Here is a 12,675-nt window from a genome sequence, read left to right as displayed (position 1 = left end):
TCCCCTGGTCGCCTGTTTTCAGGTCGATTGTCTGGTTTGTCGGGCGTCAAGCCGCAGCGAGGCGGGGCGCAGGCCCCCAGCGCTGGCGGTGATGGTGATGGGGCCGCCCTGGCGGCCTGTCTGCAGTATGGCCTGGGCCAGGCCGTTGAATAATCGCCGCCGGTCGGCGCGATCGGCTTCGTGGCTGACGGGATCGCCATTGCCGACGCCGATGATCCGGCCGTCGCCCGTCGTACTGAATTGAATCAGGTCGGCGGCGCGCGGACACGGACGGCCGCGGGCATCCACCGCGTCGACGGCGATCATCGCCACGTCCTCGCCGTCGGCGACAAGCCTCAGACGGTCCGCCGACATCCGCAGGGCGACCGGCGCACCGGCCGTTTCACGCCGTTGGGTCGTGACCAGCCGCCCGTCCTTCCACCCCCGCGCTTCCAGCACGCCCGGCGCATAGGCGACGGACCAGGCCAGGTGACGATTTCGGGTCACGGACTGGGCGCCCAGCGACCGGCCGTTCAGGAACAGTTCGACCCGGTCCAGGTTGGAATGAACCCAGACCTCGATGTCCTGGCCCCCGCGCCCTTCCCAATTCCAGTGAGGGAACAGGTGCAGCAGCGGCTCCGGCCGCCACCAGGCGCGGTAGTACCAATAATTGTCCTTGGGGAAGCCGCAGGAATCCATCGCGCCGAAGTAGGAACCGACGCTGGGCCAGCGATTGTAAGGCGTCGGCTCCCCGCGATAGTCGAAGCCAGTCCAGATGAAGCCGCCTGCGATGTAGGGACGATCCGCCGCCAGGATCCACCACTCTTCGGCGGTCGAGGCCCACCAGGGATGTTCGCGATCATAGGCCGGCACGATGTGACGGGCGGCGTCCAGCACATATTCGCCGCGCGTGGCGACGGTGCTTCCGGTCTCCGTGCCCATGATGGGCTGATCCGGGAAGCGGGCGTGATAGCCCTCCATCTGCGGCGTGCGATAGTTGAAGCCCAGAATGTCGACCACCCGCGACACCCCTTCGCCGAAGTCCTGATCCTTGGCCGCCGTGATGGGCCGAGACGGGTCAAGGCGATTGACGACCCGCTTCATGGTGCGGGCGATGGCCGCGCCGACCTCCGTCCCCTGGATGGTCTGTTCCTCGTTGCCGATGGACCAGGCGATGACTGAAGGCCGATTGCGGTCCCGCCGCACCAGGGTGGACAGTTCCTCTAACGACTCCGGATCGGAAGACATCCGACGGGTTTCGGCTATGACCAGCATGCCCAGCCGATCGCAGGCGTCCATCAGTTCAGGCGTCGCTGGGTTGTGGGCGGCCCGGTAGGCGTTGCACCCCATGGCCTTGAGCTGCTGAATTCGCCACACCTGAAGCGCATCGGGTAGGGCGGCGCCGACGCCGGCGTGGTCCTGGTGGCAGCAGGCGCCCAACAGCTTCAACGGCTGCCCGTTCAGCAGGAAGCCCCGACGCGGATCGAACACGGCCGAACGGACGCCGAACGGGACATCTACGGCGTCGCGCACCACGCCATCCAGTTCGACCTCGACCGACAGCCGGTGAAGCTGCGGATCGGCCGGCGACCACAGGGGCGCCGCGTCCCACGCCAGGTCCGCCTCGCTGCGTCCCTCGCTCCAGGCGTCAACCGCCACCAACCGCTCGGTCCTGGCCATGGCCAGTCCGTTCGGCGCCAGAACCGTCATCCGCACCCGGGCCTGTCGGGGCGTGTCGGACTGATTGCGAAGGGCGACCTCAACCTTGCCGGTCGCGCCGGCGCCGTGCGGCGCCGCCTGGATGAAGGCCCCGTAAGGCGCGACATGCAGCGGGTCGGTCGCTGTCATCCAGACGTGGCGATAGAGGCCCGCTCCCTCATAGAACCAGCCTTCGCCCAGGCTGGCGTCGACCCTGACCACAAGCCAGTTGACCTCTCCCGGTCGGGCGATGTCGGTGATGTCCACGTCGAACGGCGTATAGCCGCCCGCGTGTTCGGCGACGATGACGCCGTTCAGGAAGACGATCACGCTGCGGAAGGCGCCGTCGAACGTCAGCCCCAGACGTCGGCCGCTCCAGTCGGCCGGAATGGCCAGTTTGCGACGATACCAACCGACGCTGTTCTCGGGATGATCCCGCCCCAGGGCCTTGTAGCCATGGGCGGCGCGCGGATCGTCCTGCCCATCCGCAGGCGCCGCCGAGCCGGGATCGTAAGGCAGGTCGATCGCCCAGTCGTGAGGGATCTGGACGGACGCCCAGCCGGAATCGTCGAAATCGGCCATGGCGGCCTGCGCGATCGGCGCCGAGGCCGAGCCGCCGACCTTGGCGTAGGTGCGCTGGTCCCGCCCGAAACCGAAATCCTTGTCCTCGTCGGCGGCATGCCCCAAGGCGTGTTTCCATCCGAACGCCAGCTTCACGCGATGACGGCGAGCGCTCTCAGACACGGCCGCAGCCTGAGCGGCGCGGGAGACAACGGGGGCGGAAACAGTGGCGGCCATCGCCACGCCGGCCGCAGCCTGAACGAGGGCGCGACGATCGACAACCGGCTGTCGCCCTCGATTATGCAAGTCGTCCCCCCTCCGCCGGTCAAATCGCCTGCTTCTTTCCCGCATACAGGATTGGGCGGTCTATTCTGTCAATGAAATTTATTTCACAGGTGACGTTTTGTTCTGGCGCATACGCCGCATGGTCAAGCGGCGGTTGGGGTGGGGAACGCGACGTTGATGCCGTTTCGCGCGGCCTGCAGCTTTTCGAAACGCCTCAGAGCGCTTCGACGCCCTCGCCACGACCTCCCCCGGTGGAGATTACTGGTTGCGGCCCTGAGACTGGCTACGGCCAGTCTGTCGGCGCCGGTGCGGGCGGGGCAGATGCCGATTATCGGGCTGGGTAAGGCGCTGTTGCTGCAGCACGCGCGGTTTGGAGCGGACGGGCTGCGGGCGCGCTCGCTCGATCCCACATGAGGATTTCTTTCTTAACGGATAAAATTTACGCTGATCCTGCTGCGGGGCGAGGCGCAGTTTGCTTGGGGGGGCGTTCGGCCGGCGATAGGGCCGGGCGGGCGGCGAATGGCTGTTTCGGCATGCAGGATATGAGCTTGGACGACGATAGACTCGACGCGAGTTGGTTCGCGGCGATGGCGCCCCATCTGACGCTGGCGGCGCGCGAGCGGCTGAAGCAGACCCCGGTTCGTGTCACCATGGGCCTGCTGATCGCCTGGGTGTTCTGGATGGCGGGGCTGAAGTCGTTTGTCGGGCCTTGGCTTGCGATCAGCACGGCGGTGCAAATCTTTGAGTATTTCGCGATGGAGCCGTACCGTCGCCGCAGCGCGGCGGCGTTGAGCGACGCGCGGCCCGTGCTGACCGCCCTGTCCAGCGCGGGCCTGTTCTCGATCACTTTCGCGGTCGCCATCGCGGTGATGTGGAGCCACGGCGATCAGGTCATGACCGCCATTGCGGTGATGGCGATCGCAGGCACGCTGGTCAGCAACATGGTGTCCGGCATCGGATCGCAGACGCTGTTCCTGATCGGCGCCCTGCCGTACTTCGCCACCCTGTTCGCCATGCCCTTCATCGCGCCCAAGCCCGCATCGCCGGCGCTCGCGCCCCTGATAGGGTCGGTGATCCTGCTGGTGCTGGCCGTCATCGTGATCTGGTCGCGCCTGAAGTCCGCGCGGGCGCAGGAGGTCGCGGCCCTGAACGAGGCGCAGCGCCGCTTGGAGCAGGCCGAGCGCGCCATGGCCGATCGCGCCGCCATGGCCGCCATCGTCAGCCACGAACTGCGCACGCCGGTCAGCGCCATCCTGGCTGGCGCTCATGTCATTCGAAAGGGCGACAGGCCCGAGACCACGCCCGAGACGGCCCAACTGATCATGGACGCCGGCCGGCTGATGACAGGGATGCTCAATGATCTTCTGGACCACTCCAAGATAGAGGCGCGCGCCATGACGCTGGAGGCCAGGGACTTCGACCTGGCGGCCTTCATGGACGATACGGCGCGGTTCTGGGCGGCGGCGGCGGACGAGAAGGGGCTGCGGCTCGGCGTCTCGCCCATGGCCGAGCCGCTGTGGCTGAAGGGCGATCCGTTCCGGCTGCGCCAGATCGTCAACAACCTGATGTCCAATGCGCTGAAGTTCACGCCCCAGGGCGGATGCGTAACCTTCGGCGTAACGACGCGGGACGGGGCGCTGGATGATGTGGCGGTGGTGATGACGGTCGCCGACCAGGGACCGGGGATCGCGCCGGACGCGATGGCGCGCCTGTTCTCGCCCTTCGCCCAAGGGTCGGCGCAGGTCGCGCGCACCTATGGCGGGACCGGGTTGGGGCTGACGGTCAGTCGCGATCTGGCGCGCCTTATGGGCGGCGAGCTTTCCGCGCGCAGCGAGGACGGGCAGGGCGCGGTCTTCATGCTGGAGATCAGCCTGCCGCGCGGCGTTCCGGTCGATCAGGCGCTCGAAGACACGGCGGCCCCGCCCGTGCTTGACCGACGGCTGCGGGTGCTGGCCGTCGACGACCACGAGATCAACCGCCGCACGCTGGCCCTGGTTCTGCATCCCCTGGATGTCGAGCTGTCGATGGCGTCGGATGGGGCATCGGCCCTGAAGGCCCTGGCCGCGCAGGTGTTCGATGTCGTGTTGATGGACGTCAACATGCCCGGCATAGACGGCAATGAGACGACGCGGCGCCTGCGCGCCTCGAGCGGCCCCAATGCGGCCGTGCCGGTCATCGGCTTCAGCGCCGGAACCGAAGACGAGCAGATCGCCGCGACGAAAGCCGCCGGCATGACGGATTGGCTGGCCAAGCCGCTGGAGCCGTCCCGGCTCTACGCCGCGCTGGAGCGCGCCGTGCGGCAGTAGGGTGGTCGTCGTTCTGATCGCCCGCGTCGCCTGGCTGGATCTGATCCCCGCAGGATCATGCGGCTGACCGTCTGTGGCGGAAATGTGGTTGACTAGGGACGTGGCAGCGTGCGGAATGCGGGCCTGAATTGCGCCGTGGGGTTGCAAGCTTAAGCGTTCGGCGACACGCCGTGGGGAGATATCGAGTGTCTTTTAGTTTCAAGCTCGGCCTATTGGCCGCGACGGCTGGCGTGGCTATGCTGGCGGGAACGGCGGCCAGCGCCCAGACGACGACGGCGCCGACGCCGCCCTCGGGCGGCTTCTACATGGCCAATGGGACGCGCACGACCAACTATCAAACGGCGCTGGCGTCCTGGCGCACGAACGCGCAGTTCTCCATCGATTATTCCAAGGGCTTCCTAGGATTGGAACACGCCTACGCCATGGGGCTGTCGGGGCGAGGGCAGACGGTCGGGGTCAATGACGCCGGGGTCTATGTCGACCATCCTCTGTTCGGTTCGGCCGGCAAGGTGACGGGGCTGCGCACCCAGGCGATCGCCGGATACGGCAACGATGGCCTGATCAATCCGCGCCGCCGCTGGGAAGGCCACGGCACCCACGTCTCGGGCACCATCGCGGGCGACCGGGTGGCGGGTCAGCCGATGTTCGGCAACGCCTTCAACGCCAAGCTCTACGCCGCCACCGCCAATTTCTCGGCCGGCGACTTCCTGTGGTTCAAGGATGCGGTCATCGACGGCAAGATCGTCGCGACCCAGAACCAGAACATCGTCGATCTGGCCAATACCGGACAGGTGCGGATCATCAACAACAGCTGGGGCAGCAGCACCACCCTGCCATTCAACGCCTCGCTGCCGACCGTGCTGGCGTCCTTCAACCGCAACTACGGCGACTTCTACAAGCCCGTGTTGGACAAGGACGTGCTGGTCGTCTTCTCGGCCGGCAACGGCTATGGCGTTCACGCCGGGATTGATGCGGCGGCGCCGCTGAACGACCCGCGCCTACGCTCCAACTGGCTGTCGGTCGCCAACTATTCCAGCTTCACCGCCGCCGACCCCTCTACAAGCTTCTGCGGTCAGACGGCGACCTGGTGCGTCGCCGGACCGGGTTCGGAGGTCATTTCGTCGGTGCCGGCCTATGAGATGGATTGGCGGGGCATCCTGGCGCTATATCCGCGCGCTAACTATGCGGGCCTGTATTCGGCGACCACCTATTCGGCCCTGCAGACCGCGTCGATCAATCAATTCCTGGGCGTTCTGAACGCCTATCTGGATGCACGCAGAATCGGCGGCCCCAACTACAACGAAGAAGCCTGGCGCCGTGAGGTCGCGCGTCAGGCTGCGGCCATCACCCTGGTTTCAGGCGCTCGCCTTGGCGACCCGGATGGCTTCACCTCGATCCTTGGGCAGTTGCTGACCTCGACCGGCAATATGGCGCTCTTGACGCCCGCATTCTCCAGCGCGGTCCTGCAGTACGCCAATGACGAGCTGCAGCGCGTGCTGAACCAGTATATCAAATACACTGGCGCGGGTTACGAGGCCTTGACCGGCACCTCGATGGCGGCGCCGAACATCTCGGGCTTCGCCGCGCTGCTGATGGAGAACTTCCCCGAATACTCCACGGCCCTGATCTCGGACATTCTGGTGTCCAGCTCCAAGGATCTGGACACGCCGGGCGTCGATCTGCGCTCGGGCTGGGGTGCGCCGCAGATGGACGTGGCGCTGCGCGGCCCGACGGCGCTTCGAGACACGCGCGACGTCACCGTCGCCGTGGGTACGGTCGATATCTGGAGCAACAATATCGGCGATGCGCGCGACCGCTATTCGGCCGAGGTCCTGGCCAACTTCGGCAACGACATCGGCGGCCTGGTCAAGAAGGGCGGCGGCCAGCTGATCCTGACCGGCGCCAACGACTATAGCGGCCCGACCCGGGTCGAGGGCGGCCTGTTGACCGTCAATGGCAGCCTGCTGCGCTCCAGCGCCACGGTCGGCGGCGTCGGCATGATCGGCGGGACGGGCCGGTTGCTGAACCTGACGGCCGAAAGCGGCGGGGTGGTCTCGCCCGGCGACGGCGTTAATCCGTTCGGAACCCTGACGGTCGCCGGCAATCTGAACTTCAAGCCGGGTTCCTTCCTGTGGATTCGGTCCAGCGTGAACGGCGCGGCCTATTCGCGCCTGAACGTCGGCGGCACGACCAAGATCGACGGCGGTCAGGTCATACTGAAGGCCGATAACGGCGAGTGGAACCTGCGCACCCGGATGAACATCATCAACTCGACCGGGGCCGTGACCGGAACGTTCAGCGGGGCGCAGAGCGATCTGGCCTTCCTGGCGCCGGTGCTGACCTATTCGACCAACGGGGTGGTGCTGACGGTGCGGCGCAACGACGTAACCGTGGCCTCGCTGGGTCTGACCGACAATCAGAAGTCGGTCGGCGGCGCGCTGGATGTCATGATCAACAACACCTCGACCGGCGCGAACCGCGATCTGTCCTTGGAAAACGCCCTGCTGGACGCCAGCGTCCCGGCGGTTCAGGGCGCGCTGAGCGGCCTGACGGGCGAAGTTCACGCCTCGCTGGGCGGCCTGGCCGTGTCCGACACCCGTTCGATCCGCGAGGCCATGTCCGAGCGCGGCCGCAGCCAGGGCGGCGCCGCGACCTACGCCGGAAACGGCGTTTCGGTCTGGGGCAGCGGTGTTTATGGCAACGGCCGTGGTTCGGCCCATGACGGGATCGCCGGCTTCCGCAGCGAAGGCTCGGGCTATCTGGTGGGGGCCGAAAAGGCGCTGTCGAACGACATGCATATCGGCCTGGCTCTGGGAGAGACGCGCTCGGAACTGCGGTCGTCGCGCCTGCGCTCGACCGGCCGGGTCAACAGCGAACAGATCGGGGTCTATGGCGGCGCCGGCGTGGGCGACTTCCAGATCCGCATTGGCGGATCGTGGGCGAACGCCGACGTCCGCACCGATCGCACGGCCCAGCTGAACCAGTTCACCAACGCCCTGGTCGGCAACTACGACGGCAACGTCTGGCAGGCTTACGGCGAAGTGGCCTGGAGCCGCGCGGTCGGCGCCACCACGTTCGAACCCTATGGCGCCTACAGCCACGTCGAATATGACGCCGACGTCTCCGAAACGGGCGGGGACGCCGCCCTGTCGGGCAAGGTGAAGCAGAAGGCCGATCTGCTGACGGCCGGCTTCCGCACCCGCACCATCCTGGCGGGCGGCGAGGGGCGGCCGCGTCTGTCGGCGGTGACGCACCTGGCCTACACTCACGATCTGAACGGTGACGGTCCGCTGTTCGACGCCGCCTTCGCCGATGGTCCGCGCTTCCTGATCGAAGGCGCCAATCCGGGCGATGACGTCGTCTCGGGCGGTCTCGCCTTCAATATCCAGGCGACCGAACGCACGGCCGTCGAGATGGGCTATAGCGGCGTCTATAAGGACGAATACCGCGACAACCGCATCTATGGCCGGTTCAGCGTCAAGTTCTGATCGAAGCTGAAAATCCGCAAGACTGTCGCGCCCCCGGTTCCTGACCGGGGGCGCGATTGCGTTTTGAAGGGATCAGTTGGTCTGGGCGGACAGGGCGTCGTCGTCCTGGGTGAAGGGGCGGTCACGGTTCGCCAGACGCTGCTCGACCCAGACGCCATGAACCCGCGTCAGACGTTCGACCGCCTGGACCGCGCCGCGCATGAAGGCGGCGGGCGTCTGACCGGCCGGGGGCGGGGCGACGGCGCCCTGGTCGCCGTGAAACAGGGTCGCCGCGTAGAAGTCCAGGCGATGGCCCTGGCGCTGGCCGTCGCGATAGGGGAACAGGCACAGGGTGTATCGCTGCTCGACCCGGCCGGGGCGGCGCGGGGCGACGTCGGCGCGCCAGCTGGCGCCGTCACAGACCGCCGCCCGAACCGGGCGCAGCCAGCCGGCCGGCGCGCGGTCCGCCGGGCCTTGCAGACCGAAGCCGCCGGGCGCTGCCGGATCGACCAGGGTGAACCGACCCGGCATGCGGGGAATCCGCGCGAGGGGCTGGTTTCGGGCCACGACCGCGACGTCGGGGCTCGCCAAGTGGCGTTCCAGAGCCCGGCCGATCTCGCGCCCCGAGCGCGTGCTCTGGAATTCGACGATGGCGTAGGCCTCGTCCAGGGTCTGGGTGTCAGGGCGCGCGGTGAGGGGCGTCTGGGCGGACGTATTGCTCGCGGCGGCCAGCGCGATCAGACCGACGAAGGCCATCAGGGGTTTGTGCATCGCCATGCGCCATCAAGGTCACGACCGCCGCCCCTGTCAACGCCGCGCCTCAGGCGGCGTAGTATTTGCGATAGGGGTCGTGGGGATAGAGGCCATAACCTTGGCCTTGGCGGGCCTGGGCGCGAGCGTCGACCTGGGTCAGGCAGACGCCCAGCAGACGCGCGCCGACGGGGTGAAGCAGGCGGGCGGCCGAGGCGACGGCGCGGGCTGGCGTGCGTCGCCAGCGCGCCAACAACAAGACGGCGTCGGCCTTGGCGGCTAAAATGCGGGCGTCGGTCAGGACCAGCATGGGAGCGGTGTCGATCAGGATCAAGTCGAAGGCCTGACGAAGCTCGGCCAGCAGGGCGTCCATCGCAGGTGTCGCGAAGGCGTCGTCGGCCGCCAGTCCCAAGGCAGCCATCGGCAACACCTGCAGGCCGGTCGCGGGATCCAGCACCACGAGATTGCGCCAGGCGGCGGCGCCATGCAGCACCTCGGCCAGACCGGCCGGGGGATTCAGGCCCAGCATACGCGTGGCGCCGCGTCGACGCGGGTCGCCGTCGATCAGCAGGACGCGCCCGCCCGACCGCGCCGCGACCCGTCCCAGACACAGGGCGGCGGTCGTCTTGCCTTCGCCAGGCAGGGCGGAGGTGATGGCCACGATCCGCGCGCCGGGCGTCGCCATAGGGACGACGGCTGAAGGCATGGGCGACAGGCTGGCCCGAAGGGCGCGAACGGCTTCGGCGAAGACCGAGGTCGGGCGCTGGACAACCAGATCGATGGGGTTAATGTCGTGCTCGTCCCCGGCGGCGACCGTGGCGGCCAGGGGCAGGGCGCCCAGCGGCGCCAGGCCCAGCCGCCGCTCCACGTCCTGAGGCGTGGACAAGCCTTGCTGCAGGGCTTTTGCGGCCAGGACGGCGACGACGCCGGCGCCCAGGCCCAGCACGACCGCCAGGGCCAGGCTGATCGTCAGGTTGGGCGCGCTGGGCGCCGTGGGCGGGGTCGCGCGCGAGACGATGCGGGCGTCGGCCTGTTCAACGCCAGTCTGGGCCCCGGTCTCGCGGTAACGGTCCAGGAAGGCGCGGTAGATGGCGCGCGCCGCCTCGGCCTCGCCCTCCAGTTCGCGCAGGCGGACGGAGGCGGCGTTGTTGTCGGCTAAAGCGCCGCGCGCGATCTCCAGGCTGGACTGTACCGAGGCGGTCCGTTGGCGCGCCACCTGGGCCTGGGCGTCCAGGTTGGAGACGACGCGGCGGATTTCGGCCTGGATCTGGACGTCGATGTCGGCCAGTTCGCTGCGGGCGCGAACCATGTCTGGATGCAGCGGGCCATAGCGGACCGACAGGTCGGCGACGCGCGTGCTGATGGCGGCGCGCTGGCCGCGCAGGTTCTGCACCACGGGCGAGGTCAGCGCCTCAGCCACGTCGTCGCCGTTCGACCCGGCCGCCATCTGGGAACGGGCGGTGCGAAGGCGGGCGTCCTGCTCGGCTTGATGGGCGCGGGCGGCGGCCAGTTGCTGATTATAGACCGAGATTTCCTGTTCGGTCAGGGTCGCGCCCTGGGCGCTGAGCAGGCCGTGGGCGATGCGGTAGGCCGAGACGGCGGCGTCGGCCGCCTCGACCTGACCGCGCAAATCCTCCAACCGGTCGCCAAGGAAGGCGTTGGCCTGGGCGTTGGCGTCGAACTTGGCGGTCAGTTGAGCGCGCAGATAGTGATCGACAAAGGCGTTGGCGATACGGGCGGCCTTGGCCGGCTCGTCGGCAGTGAAGCCAACCGCCATGGAATAGGTCAGACCGACTCGACGCACGGTCAGACGGCGGCTTGCGGCCTCGATCACCCGCTGGCGAGTAACGGCAGGGTCAGGCGCAGGCGACGCGCGGCCGGTCAGGCGCGCCAGCAGCGTGGGGCGAAGGGCGGGGTTCAAGGCGGGGTCGCCGGTCAGGTTCAGGTCGTCCACGACGGCGGCGGCCAGTTGCGGTGAGCGCAGCACCTCGACCTCGGTGTCCACGACGGCGGCCTCGGCGTCCAGGGCGGACAGGACGGCGGGGCCAGCGACCACCTGAGCCTTGCGGGTGTTGATCTGGAGACTGGCGACGGCGGTGTAGGCAGGCGGGCGGCCGAGCATAACGGCCAGGACGATCAGGGCGACCAGGGCGGTGGCGGCGGCGAACAGGCCCGCGCGGCGGCGAAAGCCCGCGATCCAGGCGTCGATGTCGATCTCGTCTGTTGCGGCGCGGTCGGCGGAAGCCGGCGATGGGTCGGTCAAGGTCATCGCGCCGCCAAACGGGGATCGTCCGCCGAAGTGGTGCGTTGTCGCGTGCAGGTTGTCAATGTTCTCCGGGCGTTAGAAGCGCGCCACCGCCGCCAGAATCAACCACAAGGCGCGATAGCGAGGACCGGGCGCGGCGCCGACCGACGCCTGGTCGATCCAGTTCAGATCGGCGGTGAGGCCCTGTCGGCGGTTCAGGCGATAGTCGGCGGTCAGGCCGGCGCTGAACCGTCGGTCGGTCCGGTCGCGACCGATGTAGGCGTCCTCGACATGCGCCGTCCGCCCCGACAGGATCAGGTTGCGCAGAAGTTCGTGATCGACGCTAAAACACAGGTCGGTGCGCCGGGCGCCGGCCGCGCCGACCACTCCCGTATCGGCGACCGCGCGTTCGGCCGCTACGGAGACGGTGGTCAGGGCGGTGGGGAACCAGCTCACGCGCCCACGGCCGCCCAAGCCGTCCAGGTCGGCGAATCTCGGGTCGTCGAAGGTCTGGCGCCGATGGCCCAGCGCGATGTCGCCGCGTATCAAGCCGCCCAGTTCGAAATCCACGCCTGTCAGGGTCTCCCGCCCGGTCGAGGTTCGGTCGGGCCGGCTGGGGACGCGGCGATAGTCGCGGTCGTCGGCGGCGACCTGCAGATAGACCGCCGTCGCCGGCGACAGGGCGTAGGCCGCGCGTCCAGTCAGGGTCAGGGTCGTGCGGTCGCGGTCGTCCTGCTTGACCAGGGCGCCGGCCGCGTCGGCGCCGTCGTCGTAGTCGCGACGCTGCACCTCGGCGCTGGCGTCGAGGCGCAGCCGGCCGCGTGTCCGCCGGCCCGCCAGCCGGGCCGAAACGCCGTCGAAGGCGACAGGGCGCACGGTCAGGGGGTCGGTCCCGACGGCGGTCCGGGCCTCATGCCCATGCTCCAGATCAAGGGCCAGGGTCAGGTGGGCGCCCTGCGCTATGTCCAGACGGCCGGCCCCGCCCAGTCGCCAGTCGGTGGCGCTCTCGCGCGAGACGTTCAGGTTCCGGTCGAAATCGAGCCGGACATACCCTTGGATCTGATGACGGCCCCAGTCGGAGCGGGCCGTGACGTCGGGCGTCAGGCGCAGGGTTGTGGCGGCGCGGGGGGCGGTCGGGGCGGCGAAGACATTGTCGTCGAACACGGCCGCCGACTGGAGACGCGGCCAGAGGGTGAAGCCCCCGACTTTCAGGCCCACGGCGTCATAGGCCGGCTGGGGCCGGTCGCGCACAGCCTGGCCGCGCTGGCGAAAGAACGGATCGGCTACGGGCGTCTCGACGGCGGTCTGGGCGCCGGCCTGATCCGCAGCGAACAGGCCCAAGGACGCGGCGACGGCGGGAGGAACAGCGCGTCGCATCACCGCG

The 12,675-nt window shown here is 68.5% G+C and carries 6 protein-coding genes; 2 read left to right on the top strand and 4 right to left on the bottom strand.

Annotated features, from left to right (window positions below; genetic code table 11):
* Positions 1 to 18: 18 nt before the first annotated feature.
* Positions 19 to 2,421 (bottom strand): beta-galactosidase GalA, encoded by a 2,403-nt coding sequence (gene galA / locus KZX42_RS03995; RefSeq protein ID WP_314135671.1) that lies wholly within the window; start codon positions 2,419 to 2,421, stop codon positions 19 to 21.
* Between the two features lie 650 nt (positions 2,422 to 3,071).
* On the opposite strand from galA, the gene KZX42_RS03990 reads away from it, so the two are divergent.
* Positions 3,072 to 4,829: an ATP-binding protein gene (locus KZX42_RS03990; protein ID WP_248117338.1), complete on the top strand. Its 1,758-nt coding sequence runs from the start codon at positions 3,072 to 3,074 to the stop codon at positions 4,827 to 4,829.
* A gap of 212 nt (positions 4,830 to 5,041) precedes the next feature.
* Positions 5,042 to 8,317 carry a S8 family serine peptidase gene (locus KZX42_RS03985; protein ID WP_248117336.1) on the top strand — a complete coding sequence of 1,092 codons (3,276 nt, stop codon included), beginning with the start codon at positions 5,042 to 5,044 and terminating at the stop codon, positions 8,315 to 8,317.
* 72 nt (positions 8,318 to 8,389) lie between these two features.
* Here the strand turns inward: KZX42_RS03985 and KZX42_RS03980 are convergent, their stop codons facing one another.
* The 3 genes from KZX42_RS03980 to KZX42_RS03970 all read right to left on the bottom strand — a co-directional run bounded on the left by KZX42_RS03980 (position 8,390) and on the right by KZX42_RS03970 (position 12,668).
* Positions 8,390 to 9,067, bottom strand: a complete 678-nt coding sequence (locus KZX42_RS03980; protein ID WP_248117334.1) for a hypothetical protein — start codon at positions 9,065 to 9,067, stop codon at positions 8,390 to 8,392.
* 49 nt (positions 9,068 to 9,116) lie between these two features.
* Positions 9,117 to 11,315 carry an AAA family ATPase gene (locus KZX42_RS03975; RefSeq protein ID WP_248117331.1) on the bottom strand — a complete coding sequence of 733 codons (2,199 nt, stop codon included), beginning with the start codon at positions 11,313 to 11,315 and terminating at the stop codon, positions 9,117 to 9,119.
* Between the two features lie 72 nt (positions 11,316 to 11,387).
* Entirely contained in the window at positions 11,388 to 12,668 is a 1,281-nt protein-coding gene (locus KZX42_RS03970; RefSeq protein WP_248117330.1) for an outer membrane beta-barrel protein, read from the bottom strand.
* Between the last annotated feature and the right edge of the window lie 7 nt (positions 12,669 to 12,675).

The organism is Brevundimonas sp. EYE_349 (genome assembly GCF_023147505.1).
Lineage (GTDB): Bacteria > Pseudomonadota > Alphaproteobacteria > Caulobacterales > Caulobacteraceae > Brevundimonas.
This window is presented reverse-complemented; position numbering and strand designations above follow the sequence as displayed.

What these genes read in the sequence shown, in the direction of transcription:
- KZX42_RS03980 (WP_248117334.1), bottom strand. Translation starts at nt 9,067, where the DNA reads ATGCACAAACCCCTGATGGCCTTCGTCGGTCTGATCGCGCTGGCCGCC.
- KZX42_RS03975 (WP_248117331.1), bottom strand. Translation starts at nt 11,315, where the DNA reads ATGACCTTGACCGACCCATCGCCGGCTTCCGCCGACCGCGCCGCAACA.
- KZX42_RS03970 (WP_248117330.1), bottom strand. Translation starts at nt 12,668, where the DNA reads ATGCGACGCGCTGTTCCTCCCGCCGTCGCCGCGTCCTTGGGCCTGTTC.